The sequence below is a fragment of the Rhodocyclaceae bacterium genome (assembly GCA_020248265.1).
In the GTDB taxonomy this organism is placed as follows: Bacteria; Pseudomonadota; Gammaproteobacteria; order Burkholderiales; family CAIKXV01; genus CAIKXV01.
In genome coordinates, this window is sequence record JADCHX010000012.1 from 54992 (window position 1) to 70989 (window position 15998).

Consider the following 15998-nt stretch of genomic DNA (forward strand, 5'->3'; position numbering starts at 1 on the left):
AGACACAGAACTTGCGGGCAGACGGCCAGGACACGGTGGCCGTGCGCAAAACCAGGCGGGATGATCCCGCCGACCGGAGCATCAGATGGCAGAAATGAACGTATCCCAATTCGCGAAAGAGCTGGGCGTGCAGCCAGCACTGCTCCTCGAGCAGTTGCAGGCCGCCGGCGTCAGCCGGCCGCTCGCGGAGAACGCCCCGCTGACCGAACAGGACAAGACCCAGTTGCTCGACTACCTGCGCCGTTCGCATGGTGCTAACGAGAGCAAGGGCAAGATCACGCTGACCCGCAAGCAGACGACCGAGATCAAGAAGGCCGATGCCACCGGCCGCCCGCGCACGATTCAGGTCGAGGTGCGCAAGAAGCGCGTGTTCGTCAAGCGCGATGCGAACGAGGCGGTACCTGCGGCAGAGGCCACCGCCGCCGCCCTGCCGGCGGCCGCCGAGGCTGTACCGGAAGCGATCGTCGAAGATGTCGTCGTCGCTGCGCCGGTACCTGAGCCGATGCCGGAGCCGGAGCCAGAACCCGTCGTGGTTGCCTCGCCCGAGCCCGAGCCCGAGCCCGAGCCTGAGTCCGTACCTGTGCCTGTGCCGATGGCAGACGCGGCGATCACACCCGAGGCGCCCGTCCCGGCCACCGAGTCCGCCGCGCCAGCGGCAGCGACCCCGACGCGGACGGTCGTGCGCAAGCGTCCGGGCCCGGTCCTGGACGCGGCTGAACTGGCCCTGCGCGAAGCCGAGACAAAGCGGGCCGAAGCCCTCGCTGCACGCCAGCTGGCCGAACTGAAGGCCAAGCAGGAAGCCGAAGCCCGTCGTCGGCAGGCAGCCGCGGCGGCGGCGCTCGCCGCCGCCCAGCCGGCCCCGGCGCCGGCCGCTGCGCCCGCGGCCACCGCCAGGCCGGGCACCGAACAGCTGGCGCCGACCCAGCCCGGCACGCTGCACAAGCCGATCGTGAAGCCCGAAGACCGGGCAGCGAAGGCCGAGAAGAAGACCGTCAAGAAGAAGGAAGTCACGCCCTGGCAAGACCCGAACCTCCGGCGCCGTTCGATCAAGACGCGCGGCGACGTGATGGGCGCCCATGGTTGGCGTGGCGGACGCGGGCCGGGTGGCCGTGGCCGTGGCGACGACGACGCTTCCAGTGGATACAGCGCGCCCGAGCCGGTCGTGCATGAGGTGCTGGTTCCCGAGACGATCACCGTCGGCGCGCTGGCGCAGAAGATGTCGATCAAGGCGGCCGAGGTGATCAAGCACCTGATGAAGCTCGGCACGATGGCGACCATCAACCAGGTGCTCGACCAGGAGACTGCAATGATCCTGGTAGGCGAACTCGGCCATGTCGCGAAGCCGGCCAAGCTGGACGATCCGGAGGCGTTCCTGGTCGTGACCGAGCCGCACGCCGAAGTGGTGCTGGAGCCGCGCGCCCCGGTGGTGACGGTAATGGGCCACGTCGACCATGGCAAGACGTCGCTGCTCGACTACATTCGCCGCACCCGCGTCGCCAGCGGCGAGGCTGGAGGCATCACCCAGCATATCGGCGCCTATCACGTCGAAACGCCGCAGGGCATCATCACCTTCCTCGATACCCCGGGCCATGAGGCGTTCACCGCGATGCGTGCGCGTGGCGCCAAGGCCACCGACGTCGTCGTGCTGGTCGTTGCCGCGGACGACGGCGTGATGCCGCAGACCGTCGAGGCTGTCCGCCATGCGAAGGCTGCAGAAGTCCCGCTGCTGGTCGCGATGAACAAGATCGACAAGCCGGAAGCAAATGTCGAGCGCATCAAGCAAGAGCTTGCAGCCCAGGGCGTCGTGCCCGAAGACTGGGGCGGCGACACGCAGTTCATCGGAGTGTCCGCGAAGACCGGGCAGGGCATCGACAAGTTGCTCGAAGGCCTGCTCCTTCAGGTCGAGATCCTCGAGCTCAAGGCACCGCGCGTCGCACCGGCACGCGGCCTGGTGATCGAGGCACGGCTCGACAAGGGTCGCGGCCCGGTCGCCACCGTGCTGGTGCAGTCGGGTACGCTCAAGCGCGGCGACGTGATCCTCGCCGGTACCTCGTTCGGCAAGGTGCGCGCGATGCTCGACGAGAACGGCAAGCAGGTCGCGGAGGCGGGGCCATCGATCCCGGTCGAGATTCAGGGTCTGTCCGACATCCCGAGCGCCGGCGAGGAAGTGGTTGCGCTGTCCGACGAGCGCAGGGCACGCGAGATCGCGCTGTTCCGGCAGGGCAAGTTTCGCGATGTGCGGCTCGCGAAGCAGCAGTCTGCCAAGCTCGAGAACCTGTTCGACAACGTCGGCGAGGGCGCGGCGAAATCCCTCGCGCTGGTCATCAAGGCGGACGTGCAGGGTTCGGTCGAGGCCCTGGTGCAGTCGTTGCTCAAGCTGTCCACCGACGAGGTGAAGGTAACCATCGTGCACAGCGCGGTCGGGGCGATCACCGAGTCTGACGTCAACCTCGCGCTCGCCTCTCGGGCGGTGGTCATCGGCTTCAACACGCGTGCAGACGCCACCGCGCGCAAGCTTATCGAGAGTTCCGGCGTCGACGTCCGTTACCACGACATCATCTATGACGTGGTCGATGAGGTGAAGGCTGCGCTGTCGGGCATGCTGACGCCCGACCGTAAGGAGTCGATCCTCGGGCTGGTGGAGATCCGCCAGGTGTTCCGCATTTCGAAGGTCGGCGTGGTCGCCGGCTGCTACGTGACCGAAGGCCTGGTCAAGCGGGGCGCGCAGATCAGGCTGCTGCGCGACAACGTCGTGGTCTACACCGGGGAACTCGATTCGCTGAAGCGCTTCAAGGACGACGTGCGTGAAGTCAAGGCCGGCTTCGAGTGCGGCCTGTCTTTGAAGAACTACAACGACATCGCGGTCGGCGACCAGCTCGAGGCGTTCGAGGTGGTCGAAGTCGAGCGTTCCCTGTAGTGCGGCGAGCCAATCCAAGGGCGCGGCGTGTCTCCGAACAGTTGCAACGCGAGCTGTCCGGGCTGATTCGCCTCGACGTGGACGACCCGAAGATCGGGCTGGTCACGATCACCGACGTCGAGGTGACCGGCGATCTTGCGCACGCGAAGATCTTCTTCACCGTGCTCGATGAAGAGGACGCGTGCAAGGCCGACACGCTGGCAGGCTTGCAGCGAGCAGCCGGTTTCCTGCGCGCGCAGCTGGGCCACCGCCTCCTGTTGCGCAGCGTCCCGCAGCTGCATTTTACCTATGACGAGTCGGTCGAGCGAGGCGTCAGGCTGTCGCGGCTGATCGACCAGGCCAACGAGCCCGGGTCGCAGTCCTGATCGGGAGCGGTTGAACATGGTCTCCGGCAAGGCTGGCGGTCAGCGCCGCCGGGCTCCAACCGTCGACGTCGACGGCGTTGTCCTGCTCGACAAGCCCGAAGGGCTCAGTTCGAACGCGGCGTTGCAGCGTGCGCGACGCAGCTTCAGCGCCGCCAAGGCAGGACACACCGGCACACTCGATCCTATGGCCTCCGGACTTCTGCCCGTGTGCCTCGGGGACGCGACCAAGTTCTCCCAGGGATTGCTGGACGCCGACAAGGGCTACCTGGCCACGGCACTGCTCGGCGTGGCTACGGACACCGGCGATCGGGAGGGCAAGGTGGTCGCGCAGCGGCCGGTCGACGCCACTGCCGCCCAGGTCGTGGCCGCCCTGGCCTCTCTGACGGGCCCGCTGGAACAGGTGCCGCCGATGTACAGCGCGCTCAAGCACCAGGGTCAGCCGCTCTATGCGATCGCCCGGGCCGGCGGAGACGTGGCGCGTGCTCCTCGCGCGGTCGTGATCCACGCACTCGACCTCGTCGAATGGGACAATCCGCGCCTGACCTTCAGCGTCAGCTGCAGCAAGGGGACCTATGTCCGCACGCTGGCCGAGCAGATCGCGGAGCGGCTCGGAACGGTCGCACACCTGATTGCGCTGCGGCGCACAACTGTGGGTCAGTTCACTCTCGGGTCGTCGGTAACGCTGGCTGCCCTCGAGGCGGCGGAATCGCCGCAGCGACCGCAATACCTGCGCCCGGCCGATACCCTCGTCGAATCGTTGCCGGCAGTCACGCTGTGCACAAGCGATGCGCTGGGGCTGCTGCAGGGGCGCGCGCTTCAGCCTTGTCCGGCGGCATCGGCCGCGCTGCCGGCCGACGGCGACCCGCCCGTCCTCGTGCGACTGTACGGTCCTTCGAGCCTGCCAGGCCTGCGCGGCGCGGCCGATTCGGACAGGGCCTTCCTCGGGGTGGGAGCGGTCGAGCCGGGGCCCGATGGGGCCGCGCGCGTGCGACCGATGAGGCTGATTGCCCACGCTGCGTTGCCGGCTGGCGGCGAAAACGACGCAATCCGCCCGCCGCTGGGCGAAAGGGCTTGAGTGTCCCCCTGATTTCAAAGTAAAATCCGGGGCTTTTCTATTCAACTCAACACATCGGGGCTTTTCATCTCCATGGCTCAAACCGCAGAACAGAAGGCCGTTGTCGTCAAGGAGTACCAGCGTGGTACTGCCGACACCGGTTCGTCGGAAGTGCAGGTTGCGCTGCTCACCGCGCGCATCAACGACCTGACTTCCCACTTCCAGAAGAACATGAAAGACCACCACTCGCGCCGCGGCCTGCTGAAGATGGTCAGCAAGCGGCGCAAGTTGCTGGATTACCTGAAGGATCGCGATCTCGCCCGCTACCGCGGCCTGATCGAACGCCTCGGGCTGCGCAAGTAGAGACCCTGATGGCCGCACGCGATGCCTGCGGCCGTGTCGGGGCGTGTGCGTCTTCGCCGGTGCTTCGCGATCGTTGCCGGTGGCAGCGGTCGGCGAACACTTCGAAAGCCACGCCGGAGGTCGCCTGGAACGAGCTGCAGTCAGGGCGTGGATGACCTCTTCCCGCATCCCCCAACTCCCTGCTCATCGATGATGAGCCTTAACTGAGTTCGAAAGGTCGACCTTGAATCCAGTGCGCAAAACCCTGCAGTGGGGCCGGCATACGCTGACCCTCGAAACCGGCGAGATCGCCCGCCAGGCCGATGGCGCCGTGATGGTGAACATGGACGACACGGTGGTGCTGGTCACCGTCGTGGGCAAGCGGCAGGCCGATCCGGGCAAGGACTTCTTCCCGCTCACCGTCGACTACCAGGAACGCACCTACGCTGCTGGCAAGATCCCGGGCGGCTTTTTCAAGCGCGAGGGCCGGCCGTCCGAGAAGGAAATCCTGACTTCTCGCCTGATCGACCGTCCGATCCGCCCGCTCTTTCCTGAAGGCTTCTTCAACGAAGTCCAGGTCGTCGCAACCGTGATGTCGTCGAACAGCGAAGTCGACTCCGACATCCTGTCGATGATCGGCACCTCGGCTGCGCTCGCAATCTCGGGCATTCCGTTCGAAGGGCCGATCGGCGCCGCCCGCGTCGGCTATGCCAACGGTGAATACCTGCTGAACCCGACGCTGACCGAACTCAAGACCTCGCAGCTGAACCTCGTCGTTGCCGGCACCTCGCAGGCGGTGCTGATGGTCGAATCGGAAGCCCTCGAGCTGTCCGAAGACGTGATGCTGGGCGCCGTGGTCTACGGCCATCAGCAGATGCAGCTGGTGATCGATGCGATCAACGAGCTGGCCGACGAAGTCGGCAAGCCAATGTGGGACTGGACGCCGCCGGCCAAGGACGAGGCGCTCGTCGCGCGCATGCGCGGGATGGTCGAAGCGGACCTGCGCGCCGCATACGCGATCCGCGAGAAGCAGACCCGCTCGAAGCTGGTGTACTCGATCCGCGACAAGACCATCGCCGCGCTGTCCGAAGGTGCCGATGCGCCGTCTTCGCAGACCCTCAAGGGCATCTTCGGCGACATCGAATCGGGCATCGTGCGCAACCAGGTTCTGTCCGGAGAGCCTCGCATCGACGGCCGCGACACGCGTACCGTGCGTCCGATCAACATCCGCACCGGCCTGCTGCCGCGTGCCCACGGCTCGGCGCTGTTCACCCGCGGCGAGACGCAGGCACTCGTGGTCGCCACGCTCGGCACCTCGCGCGACGAACAGATCATCGACGCGCTGCAGGGCGAGTACCACGACCGCTTCATGATGAACTACAACATGCCGCCTTACGCGACCGGCGAGACTGGCCGCGTGGGTTCGCCGAAGCGCCGCGAGATCGGTCACGGGCGTCTGGCAAAGCGCGCTCTGCTGGCCGTGCTGCCGACGCCGGAAGAGTTTGCATACTCGTTCCGCGTGGTATCCGAGATCACCGAGTCGAACGGTTCCAGCTCGATGGCGTCGGTCTGTGGCGGGTGCCTGGCGCTGATGGACGCCGGCGTACCGATCAAATCGCACGTAGCTGGCATCGCGATGGGCTTGATCAAGGAAGGTAATCGCTTCGCGGTCCTGACCGACATCCTTGGCGACGAAGATCATCTCGGCGACATGGATTTCAAGGTGGCGGGTACAGAGCAGGGGATCACCGCTCTGCAGATGGACATCAAGATCACCGGTATCACCAAGGAGATCATGAACGTCGCGCTTCACCAGGCGCGCGAGGCACGCATGCACATCCTCGAGGCCATGCGCGGCTCGATGTCGACCGCGCGCGAGGAAATCTCGAACTTCGCCCCGCGCATGATCACGATGAAGATCAAGCCTGAGAAGATCCGCGATGTGATCGGCAAGGGGGGGGCGGTGATCCGTGCGCTGACCGAAGAGACCGGCACCTCTATCGATATCGGCGAAGACGGTACGGTCACGATCGCCAGCGTCTCGGCCGAGGGCAGTGCCCTGGCCAAGAAGCGGATCGAGGAAATCACTGCGGACGTCGAGGTCGGCCGCATCTACGAAGGCACGGTGCTCAAGCTGCTCGATTTTGGCGCGATCGTCAGCGTGCTGCCGGGCAAGGATGGCCTGCTGCACATCTCCCAGATCGCCAACGAGCGCGTGGCCAACGTATCCGACCACCTGAAGGAAGGTCAGTCGGTGCGGGTCAAGGTGCTCGAGGCCGACGAGAAGGGTCGGTTGCGGCTGAGCATGAAGGCTGCTGCAGCGGACGCGCCGGCGACCTGATCGCAATCATCGACCCAGAAAAAAGCCGGGCAGTTGCCCGGCTTTTTTCATGCCTGCAACGGCGGGCGCCTACTTGGCGATCTGGCGTTCGCGCATCTCGTCCAGCGTCTTGCAGTCGATGCACAGGGTGGCAGTTGGACGCGCTTCCAGGCGCTTGAGACCGATCTCGATACCGCAGCTGTCGCAGTAGCCGTACTCGCCGGCATCGATGCGGGCGATGGTCTCGTCGATCTTCTTGATCAGCTTGCGCTCGCGGTCGCGATTGCGCAGCTCAAGTGCCATGTCGGATTCCTGGCTGGCCCGGTCGTTCGGGTCGGCGAAGATGGTGGCTTCGTCCTGCATCATCTGCACGGTGCGGTCGATATCGTGGGACAGCTCGCTCTTCACCGACGCAAGGATCCTGCGGAAGTGGTCGAGCTGTTTTGCATTCATGTACTCCTCGTCCTTCTTGGGCTTGTAAGGAGCAACCTTGTTCTGGAAATCGACCGCCATGATCCCTCCGCGAGCCACGAGGAAGCTGCCAGCCCAGGCGGCGGTTACGCCGCGTCCAAGCCTGACAACGCCAACCAGTAGGAAAGCTAAACGAGTTTGATAGCATGAAGTCAACACGCCCGCAAGCGTCCGAGCAGCGTTGATCCAGCCTGCACCGAGCAAACACGCAGGGCGCACGATGGCCACTCGCGTAGAATACGGGTGCGGGTGCCCGTAGCTCAACCGGATAGAGCACCGGCCTTCTAAGCCGGCGGTTGCGCGTTCGAGTCGCGCCGGGCACGCCAGCGCCCCATTCGCGCATCGCGAACCCGGTCAGTCACGGGAGTCGCGCAGAACCGGAACGCTCGCTATAATCGCGAAGTTGTCTGGTCAGTGGTGGCTGTAGCTCAGCTGGTAGAGTCCCGGATTGTGATTCCGGTTGTCGTGGGTTCGAGTCCCATCAGCCACCCCACTTCGCTCCTTTATAATCAAGTGCTTAAGGCGGTATAGGCGACATTTGGACCAAATTTGGACCAAATTCGCAAATGGACGAGCTCTTGAAGCGGGGTGAATAAGCCCCTGGCAGCGGCGATGGTGCCGGCAGGGACGGACCGATCGGAGTCCCGCTGTTCAGCATCCGCGCGTCGTGTTCGCGGCGGGCTGGCTGTGCGTTGCGCATCAGCCCTTCAGAGCGCCTATTGGAGCGGCCCATTGATCTGCTGTAGTCTGAGGGCAAGCGCTGCGGCGTGGGCCGAGAAGTCTGCAGGTCTTCGTTCCCTGAATGTCTGCAGGTTGGCGAGCTTCCAGCGCAGGGCAGGCAACTGCGACGCGTGCGGACACTGCACCAGCGCCCACTCGGGCTCGGTCCGTACGAGACCGCCCAGGAACCGTCCGTGCTGCGCCGTGAGGCGACGAGACAGGTCGTGTCAGATATGCTGTCGTGCGACGAGTAGCGTGTCCAGCGAGCACGGCAACTGCGTCATGCCGGCGAACGCACGCTGTTAGTCTTGGACGATGTTCTTGTCGCGTCCGAACAGGACCTCGTGCGGCGGACGGTTGTGACCGGCCAGGTAGAGCACGAAGCACTCGACCATGACCGTCGGTCAGACCTCCCGATTCGTAGAGCTGCCACACGTCAAACAGATCGCGTGGGTGCTGTCGATCGAGGGCTGCCACGAGCTTTCCGGCATACAACTCGTCGCGAGCGAGGGTCGGCACCTCGAACTCGAAGCCGAACAGGTCGCGGCTCTTTGGGTTCAGCGGCTTGCGTTCGACCAGGAGCAGCATGCCGCGGAAGACGACGCTCACCTCGATCTTGACCTGGCTCGTGTCGTTCTCGACGAGTAGGCGTGTGTCCTCGTCGCTATTCTTGCGAGCGCGTCGCGTCGGCAGGTCGAGGGGCGACGACGCGCCCTGAAATCGAGGCCAGTTCTGCCTCGATTGCCTCGAGCGCGTCCTCGCGCGGCGACTGCCACGGTCGGTACACCACGTCGATGTCGACCGACAGGCGCGGCATGTCCTGCATGAAGAGGTTGATGGCTGTACCCCCTTCATGGCGAAGAGATCGCCGGCGTGACTTCGGACTCGGCCGCCGGAGCACGGATCCGGGTCGGTCCTGCCGGCACGACGCCGGGGACGGTTGTGCCCAGGCCTGCCGGCCCGGGGAGGGGAGCCGCGGCGACCGACCTTGTTGGCCGCAGACACGATCCGTCGGGCGGACATCGAGCGCCGAGCTACATGTCGCCGATCGGCCTATTCCGGCGACTGCAGAGTGGGCACGTGCGGGTCCGACTGCAGCTGGCATGTGCCAGGCCAGTTACCGGGACTAGAGCGCACCGGGTGCACTGTCGGACTGAACTTGGGCGATTGAAGCCTCCAGCCGCTCCATCTCGTGGCCATTGTGTTCTCCGTCCAGCGACTTGGCATAGGTGCGACAAGACATCTCGGCAGAGTGTCCGAGTTGTCGGACGCAGAACGCCGGGCTTATCCCCGCCATCGGCATCACCGTGGCATCGATATGGCGCAGATGTGTTCCGGGCGCGCACCACAGGCTGCTTCAGGCGGTGGTGAGGTGCGCGTCCACGCCACGCCGGGGTGACGGTCCGACCGCTGGCCCGTAGCCGACCCGCGCCCACATCTGTACCGTCTCGCCTGGCGCTCCGACCAGCCGGTGGATGGCCGCGTACGGCAGAGCCTGTTCCGGGTACTCCTGCAAGGCCTGCTGCATGGGGTGCATCGCCACACCGTGCGCCGTGGCCGCCAGTTGTACCCGCACCCAGGCACGGCCGGCGGCCAGTTGCGTCAGGCGCGTGTTGTCGCGGCTGGTCATCCAGTGGAATGACGGCGTCGAGGCCAACGCCCGCTCGAAGTCGCGGATCTGTCCGCGAATCTCGCGGCTGTCAGGGGCCGACGGCTTCGTCCGGTCGAACAGGCCGGCGGCGGTCAGCGCGCGCACCATCGGGTCGTTCAGGGACAGGCCGTCGCGGTGCCGCTTGATCTCCTCCGGACCGATACGCAGCCACCGGTAGGTCTCCAGCAGCACACGCGGCGTGGTCAGCTCGATGCGCCAGGCGTCGGCGGCAATCCGGCGGTGTGCGTCGGCCCTGCCGGCATCGCTGAATCCTACCGTGACGGGCAGGCCGGCTGCCGCTGCCCGCATCGCCGTGAGTGCCTCAGCCGATGGGGCGCGCCCATCGTAGGCCGCGCGGTTGGTGCGACGGGCGAACACCTGGCGAAATAGCGGATCGGGCTCCAGCGAGGCGTCGGGCACCAGGCGCACCCGGGCTGTCGGCCGGTGGTCGGGGCGGCGATCTTCGAACGGCCCGTCGGGGAAGGGCACGATCTCGGCGCGCAGGCCACGTTCCCGGGCCGCGAGGTCCAGCAACTCCAGGAAGGTGCCCTGGCTCATTACCATCTGGCGCGAGCGAGGGTCGGTATCGGGCAGCAGGCGCTGCAGGTCCAGGCGAAGCACCACCGTGTCAGGCTCGCGCAGGTCGACCAGCCACGACTGCAGATTGTGCGAATGTGGCGCGAGGATCGCGTGGGCCAGGATCCATCGCCGCGGATCCGCTTCGGCGCCTGGGCCCCGCCAGGCGGCCACTGCTGCATCCGGCAGGGTGGTGTCACAGCCGACCAGTGTCGGCACGGCTGCGGCGATGAAGCCGCCGCCTGCCAGCCGCAATACGTCGCGTCGATGCATGGTGATCTCCATTGATCTGGACGTTGACTCGGATTGTCGGGGCGGACAGCTGCTGAGAGAATGCACGAACGAGGATACCGATCATTCGAAAATGAATGAACATGAATTCGACTGGAGCCTCGCCCGATCCTTTCTCGCAGCCCTGGACAACGGCAGCCTGATGGCTTCCGCCTGGGCGATGGGCACAAGCCAGCCGACTCTCGGCCATACAGCCGGTCAAGTTGGGCCGTGCTCTGCAAGCCCGCCACCACGCACAAGCCGTGTTTGCGGCCTAGGGTCAGCCCGGCCTCCAGGCCATTCAACTTGCCGAGCGCGGCCAACTCGTCCAGCACCAACCACACGCGCCGCGTGGGGTCGAGCGGCAGCATGAGCACGGCATTGGTCACGATGTCAGCCCAGCTCGCCAGCAGCGGCGCGAGCGCGGCTTGCATGTCCGCGCGCCAGGTCAGGAAGAAGCTCCCATCCTCGCGCTCCAGCCAGTCGCGCAGGCTGAAGCCGCCGGCCTTGATGAATCGGTGCGGCGACAGGTGCGCGGTCAGAACGAACCTCATGCTGGCAAGCGCCTTGTCAGCCCCTTCATCAAGCAGCCCCGCCGCTGCCGTGCCCGCCAGCAGCGCGCCCAGTTCGCGGGCCGATGCGCTGGTGCACCAGTGCAGCAGGCGCTCGGTCGTAATCTCGCCGCTGCGCACCAGCGCTCGCAGCACTTCCGCGAGCAGAACCTGCGCATAGTGATGCCAGGGCGCCGACTCGCCATGCCCAGCCGGGACGATGCTGGCGGCCAGGCGGTCGGCATCGAAATCCGCGCGCATCTCATTGAAGACGGTCCACCCTTCGCTGCGGGCGTCGAACGGGTTCAAACGCCGGTCGCCGTCCCGCGCAAAGTGGCGCAGGTACCCGCCATTCGGGTCGCAAACGATGGCGCGTTCATCGCGTGCTCGAACGCCGTCAAGTAGTTTTTCGATGAGCGTCGATTTGCCGGCGCCTGTAGTGCCGGCCGTCAGCAGGTGCAGGGTTTCCAGCTCGGCGGGCCAGGGCTGGCCGCCGAGGGGCGGGAGCCGATGTCCGCCGGACATGGGCTCGGGGTTGCGCCCTGGTGCTAGCCACGAGAAGAAGCGCTCCCAGGCCGCTTGCCTCATCGGTCGTTCTCCCACCGGGCGCCGCGCAGGCGCATCACATCGAGTTCTGCCCGGCGCTGCCAGCGACCGAACGGCCAACCGCCCGCCACGGAAGCGCCCATGACGCCGACTAGGGCGCACAGCACAAGCAACGTCAGCGCCGTGCGGTCGGTCTCCCGCCCGAGCAGGGCGAGGCCGAGCACACGCCAGCCGTCCAGGGCGGGCAAGCCCAGGCCGCGCTCCCAGGCTGCGGTCCATGTCACGGCGGACAGCACCACGGCGAGCACCGTCCAGACCGTCGCGCGGTCAACTGCGCCGAGCAGATGGCGCAGGAATGCGTCGTGCGCCTTCATGCCGCGCCTCCGCGCTGCTGACACACCTGTTACACGGTAAGCTTGTGGCGCCATCAGCCACCCCACCTGCGCCTTTCTGATCAAAAGGCGTGAAAGCGGACTTGCGACGCTCTGGGTCCGATCCTGGTCAATTCGCAAGCGGATGCGGTCCGGAATCGAGGGCCAGAAGTCCTTGCTGGCGGTGTTCATGCCCGCCACATCGAGCCTCGGGCAGGGTGTCACTTTCAGCACCGCCGTTTTTCGATATCCTCCGGCCTGGTTTGAAAAGAGACGAGGAGCCCGATGGCCACGCTGCTGAAGGAAGTCCATGTGCGCGAACTGCTGACCATGGCGGATGCGCTGCCGGCGGTGGAGCAGTCGTTCCGCGATGTCTCGACCGGCGATGCGGTGAACGTGGCTCGGCACCGCGGTGCCCTGAAGGGCGTGACCGTGAACGCGATGGGTGCGATCTCGAATGCACTCGACCTGATGGCGATGAAGGTGTACCCGATCGTGCGCCAGGACATCACTGTCGGCTCTAGTTTCCAGGTGCTGTGCTGGCGGATATCGACCGGTGCGCTGGTCGGGGTGCTCGAGGCGGAACTGCTGGCGCAGATCCGTACCGGTGCGGCCAGCGGCGTGGCGACCCGCTTCATGGCGCGTCCCGACAGCCGTGTGATGACGCTGTTCGGCGCCGGATGGCAGGCCCGCGCCCAGCTGGAGGCAGTGTGTCGGGTGCTGCCGTCGCTCGAGCGGGTGAACGTGATCGGGCGCTCTCCGGAACGGGTGGCGTCGTTCATCTCCGACATGGCTGCAGTCCTTGGCGTTGGCGCTCCCGGGCTAGTCGTGGCTGCGGACATCGAAGCGGCTGTTCGCGAAGCGGACGTGGTCACCACCATCACCGGGTCGAAGGTGCCGTTGTTCGACGGGACATGGCTTTCGCCCGGCGTACATGTGAATGCCGCAGGCTCGAACTTCGCCGAGAAGCGCGAACTCGATGCGCTGGCCGTGCAGCGGGCTGACCGCATCGTTGCCGACGATGTGGAGGTCGCGCGGATCGAGAGCGGCGACCTGATCGCCACCCCCGGCCTCGACTGGGGACGTGTGATGTCGTTGTCGGACGTGGTTGGTGGACGCCAGCCGGGCCGCAGTTCGGCCGAAGAAATCACCTTGTTCGAATCGCAGGGCCTCGGGCTGGAGGATCTCGCGGTTGCCGCGGTGCTGCTTGACCAGGCCGCGAAGCGCGGCATTGGCATCGAGATCCCGCTGCAGTGAGCTGAGCCGCCGCCAGCCGGTGGCGCTACACTGGGAGCCGCGCGAGCGCATCACCCGACCGCCCCAACCTGATCCGGAACCACTGACCATGTCCTGTACGCACTCGATCGGTTTTCCCGCTGCGATCCTGAACGGGCTGTTGCGCCTCGGGCTTCCGGTCGCGCTGTGTACGGGTGCTGGAAATGCATTGGCGGCCGAGGCTGCACGGTTCCCCATGCAGCCGATGCGGATGCTCGTCGGCTTCGCGCCCGGCAGCCTTACCGATATTCTCGCGCGCACCGTGGGCCAGAAGATGACCGACACCTGGGGGCAGCAGGTGGTGGTCGACAACCGCCCGAGCGGCGGCGGCGTTGTGGCGTCGCAGACCATGATCAACGCCAACCCTGACGGCCATACGATGCTGATGGTGTCGGCGCAGCATGCGATCAGCGCCACGCTGTTCCCGAAGCTGCCGTACGACACGGTACGCGACTTCGCGGGCATCTCGCAGGTTGTCACGGGCGCGCATGTGCTCGCGGCGAGCCGTGAACTCGGGGTGAAGTCGGTAAAGGAGCTGATCGCCGCGGCGAAGGCAAAGCCTGGACAGATCAGCTACGGTTCCGCCGGCGTTGGCAGTGGCGCGCACATCAACGGCGAGATGTTCAACCTCGAGGCCGGCATCAACGCGCCGTACATTCCCTACAAGGGACCGCTGGAGGCGATGAACGACGTGATGAGCGGGCGCATCGGCTTCACCTGGCTGTCGCTGGGCGTGGCTGCGCCGTTCATCCGCGACGGCCGGGTGGTGGCGCTGGGCGTCAGCACGCCGAAGCGCTCGCCGATGTTCCCGAACCTGCCGACGGTGGGCGAGGGGCTGCCGGGGCACGAGTTCGACCAGTGGTTCGGATTGCTCGGCAATGCGAAGGCGCCGCGCGCGGTCATCAACCAGGTCTCGAAGGAAGTGGCGCGTATCGTACAGCTGCCCGACGTACGCGAGCGGCTGCAGAACCTGGGCACCGACCCGAAAGCGAGCACCCCGGAGGAGTTCGACCGCTTCATCCGGTCGCAGATCGAGCGCCTGGGCAAGGTGATCAAGGCCGCCGGCATCAAGAGCGAGTAGGGCTCGGCAGACAACAACGACAAGGGGACAGATGCGATGCTCGACCTGGTGATCAGGGGACGGAGAGTCGTCACGCCGATGGGTGCCGGTGCATTCGACGTGGCGATCCAGGGCGAGCAGATCGTCGCCGTGGCCAGCGCGGGAACGTACGACGCCGCCAGCACCCGCCGGCTGATCGACGCCGGCGAGCGCATCGTGATGCCCGGTGGCGTCGATCCGCACGTGCATTGTCTGTGGCATGTGCCTAACCCGGACGGCACGGCCGGATTCTCCGATCCACCGGAGACCGTGAGTCGGGCCGCGCTGCATGGCGGAACCACCACGCTCATCGATTTCGTGCGCTGGACCCACGGCAATACCCTGCCTCAGGCGATCGCGCGGCGCGACCAGGACTGGATCGGCAAGTGCTACTGCGACTACAGCTACCACCTGATGGTCGAAGGCCAACTGCCGCCCGAACTGTTCGGCCAGATCGCCGAGGCGATCCGCGCCGGCTACCCGACGATCAAGATCTTCACCACCGACATCACCCCCAGTCGCAAGGGGCGCATGGTCGACTTCGGTGACATCTGGGAGGTGTTCCAGGTCGTAGCGAAGGAAGGCGGCATGTGCGTGATGCACGGCGAGGACAACGACATCGTCATGCACATGTACGAGAAGCTGATCAGGGAAGGCCGTACCCACTTCCGCTACCTGCCGGAGGTGCACAACACGTTGTCCGAGGACTTGTCCTTCCGGCGCGTGATCCGGCTCGCGGAGAGCGTGCCGGGCAAGGCCGCGATCTACTTCATGCACGTGAGTGCGGCCACGGGTGTCGAGGCGATCCGCGAGGCTCGCGCCAAGGGCAGCCCGGTGTACGGCGAGACCCTTCACCAGTACATGATGTTCAACGCCGACGACTACCTGCGTCCGAACGGCCAGATGTACCACACCTATCCGTCGCTGAAGTCGCAGGCCGACCAGCAGGCACTCTGGAAGGGCGCAGCCGACGGCTCGCTGCAGACCGTGGCCACCGACGAGCTCTGCTGTTCGCTGGCGACCAAGGTTCAGGGCAGCCGGTTCGACGACACCACCGGCGGAAACTCCGGCGTCGAACCCCGCCTGGCGGTGATGTACACCGAGATGGTCGGCAAGCGCGGCTGGTCGCTGGAGAAGTTCGTCGACCTCACATCGACCAATGCCGCGAAGCTGATGGGCCTGTATCCGCGCAAGGGGGCGCTGGCGCCCGGCAGCGATGCGGACATCGCCGTGCTCGACCCCGCGCTGCGCCGCACGGTACGCGCCGAGTTCCTGCACGAATCGGACTACACACCATGGGAAGGGCACGAAGTCCATGCCTGGCCGGTGCTGACCGTCGCGCGCGGCAAGGTGGTCGTCGAGGAGGGTCGGTTCACAGCGGAACTCGGCGATGGTCGGTTCCTCGCGCGCAGGCTTGATCCGTCCCTGCTGGCCGGAGCCGGCCTGCACGGCACGCGCTGACACAGCGGC

The 15998-nt window shown here is 66.2% G+C and carries 11 protein-coding genes, 2 tRNA genes and 1 pseudogene; 10 read left to right on the plus strand and 4 right to left on the minus strand.

The features are described from left to right. Positions 1-85: 85 nt before the first annotated feature. The 5 genes from infB (at position 86) to pnp (ending at position 7019) form a co-directional block, all read left to right on the plus strand. Positions 86-2917 (plus strand): translation initiation factor IF-2, encoded by a 2832-nt coding sequence (gene infB, locus ING98_13490; protein MCA3102880.1) that lies wholly within the window; start codon positions 86-88, stop codon positions 2915-2917. After that, positions 2917-3282 (plus strand): 30S ribosome-binding factor RbfA, encoded by a 366-nt coding sequence (rbfA, locus tag ING98_13495; protein MCA3102881.1) that lies wholly within the window; start codon positions 2917-2919, stop codon positions 3280-3282. The genes infB and rbfA overlap by 1 nt, the downstream gene beginning before the upstream one ends. A gap of 16 nt (positions 3283-3298) precedes the next feature. Continuing rightward, positions 3299-4357 carry a tRNA pseudouridine(55) synthase TruB gene (gene truB / locus ING98_13500; GenBank protein ID MCA3102882.1) on the plus strand — a complete coding sequence of 353 codons (1059 nt, stop codon included), beginning with the start codon at positions 3299-3301 and terminating at the stop codon, positions 4355-4357. Between the two features lie 72 nt (positions 4358-4429). Next, positions 4430-4699 (plus strand): 30S ribosomal protein S15, encoded by a 270-nt coding sequence (rpsO, locus tag ING98_13505; protein ID MCA3102883.1) that lies wholly within the window; start codon positions 4430-4432, stop codon positions 4697-4699. A 223-nt stretch (positions 4700-4922) separates the two neighbouring features. Next, positions 4923-7019 (plus strand): polyribonucleotide nucleotidyltransferase, encoded by a 2097-nt coding sequence (gene pnp, locus ING98_13510; GenBank protein ID MCA3102884.1) that lies wholly within the window; start codon positions 4923-4925, stop codon positions 7017-7019. 69 nt (positions 7020-7088) lie between these two features. On the opposite strand, the gene dksA is transcribed toward pnp, so the two are convergent. After that, positions 7089-7511: an RNA polymerase-binding protein DksA gene (gene dksA, locus ING98_13515; protein ID MCA3102885.1), complete on the minus strand. Its 423-nt coding sequence runs from the start codon at positions 7509-7511 to the stop codon at positions 7089-7091. A 207-nt stretch (positions 7512-7718) separates the two neighbouring features. Between dksA and ING98_13520 the strand changes: the two genes are divergently transcribed. Both ING98_13520 and ING98_13525 read left to right on the plus strand, forming a co-directional pair. Then, positions 7719-7795, plus strand: a tRNA-Arg gene (locus ING98_13520). Positions 7796-7886: 91 nt separating this feature from the next. Then, a tRNA-His gene (locus ING98_13525) sits at positions 7887-7962 on the plus strand. A gap of 223 nt (positions 7963-8185) precedes the next feature. On the opposite strand, the pseudogene ING98_13530 reads toward ING98_13525, so the two are convergent. The 3 genes and pseudogenes from ING98_13530 to ING98_13540 all read right to left on the minus strand — a co-directional run bounded on the left by ING98_13530 (position 8186) and on the right by ING98_13540 (position 12466). Continuing rightward, positions 8186-9015, minus strand: a pseudogene (locus ING98_13530) (nucleotidyl transferase AbiEii/AbiGii toxin family protein). 531 nt (positions 9016-9546) lie between these two features. Beyond that, entirely contained in the window at positions 9547-10689 is a 1143-nt protein-coding gene (locus ING98_13535; GenBank protein MCA3102886.1) for a twin-arginine translocation pathway signal protein, read from the minus strand. 1132 nt (positions 10690-11821) lie between these two features. Next, entirely contained in the window at positions 11822-12466 is a 645-nt protein-coding gene (locus ING98_13540; GenBank protein MCA3102887.1) for a hypothetical protein, read from the minus strand. Here ING98_13540 and ING98_13545 point away from each other — a divergent pair. From ING98_13545 to ING98_13555, 3 genes are all read left to right on the plus strand, one after another. Continuing rightward, the gene (locus ING98_13545; GenBank protein ID MCA3102888.1) at positions 12440-13411 is read left to right on the plus strand and encodes an ornithine cyclodeaminase family protein; all 972 of its coding nucleotides are present in this window, start codon (positions 12440-12442) and stop codon (positions 13409-13411) included. The two genes, ING98_13540 and ING98_13545, sit on opposite strands and share 27 nt — an antisense overlap. A gap of 88 nt (positions 13412-13499) precedes the next feature. Then, entirely contained in the window at positions 13500-14510 is a 1011-nt protein-coding gene (locus ING98_13550) for a tripartite tricarboxylate transporter substrate binding protein (protein ID MCA3102889.1), read from the plus strand. Between the two features lie 36 nt (positions 14511-14546). Then, a complete protein-coding gene (locus tag ING98_13555; protein MCA3102890.1) occupies positions 14547-15989 on the plus strand; it encodes an amidohydrolase family protein in 1443 nt (480 codons plus the stop codon). Positions 15990-15998 lie beyond the last annotated feature (9 nt).